The 456-nt window shown below is 53.9% G+C and carries 2 protein-coding genes; both read right to left on the reverse strand.

Annotated elements, in window-relative coordinates:
• Positions 1–239: hypothetical protein (locus tag ACEWB7_RS17690; RefSeq protein ID WP_411581043.1), on the reverse strand; the 239-nt coding region annotated here is incomplete at its 3' end.
• Positions 240–307: 68 nt separating this feature from the next.
• The coding region (locus tag ACEWB7_RS17695) for a DUF333 domain-containing protein (protein ID WP_411581044.1) at positions 308–456 on the reverse strand (149 nt) is incomplete at its 5' end.

The raw sequence follows: 456 nt of genomic DNA on the forward strand, positions 1-456 counted from the left end.
GCTCGCACCCAGGCAAAACCGTGCTGACCATCGGCGGAGGCTACGTCGCCCGTAACCAGCCACAGCGCCCGAGGCGCTTCTTTCGGCAGTAAGGTGACGTGTCCATTTACCGGATTAATGAATTCATCTCCGGGTTGGCACAGGCAAAATAGCTCAACCGATTTACCACTATTCCGCCGTCCGGCGGGTGTCTTAGCGCCAATAACTATTGCCAACGCGCCCGGCTTTAACTGAAACATATTTTCTTGCGCCGCATGAAACTCATTATCAGATTGTTCTTAATCATATCCCGTCGGACCGCAGGTTGTCACTTTTTCGTATCAGGGTGCTCTCTGCGCCATAATGCCCACTCATCAATGATTTCGCCATTGGGCAATTTGCAATCGGAAAGCACGCCTTGTGGGGTCTGCACCGGCATCAGCGTACCGCCCTGTTGCTCACAGTAGACGGCTGCCG

Origin of the sequence: Acinetobacter sp. NIOH-H-8 (assembly GCF_046635365.1) — a bacterium.
In the GTDB taxonomy this organism is placed as follows: Bacteria; Pseudomonadota; Gammaproteobacteria; order Pseudomonadales; family Moraxellaceae; genus Acinetobacter.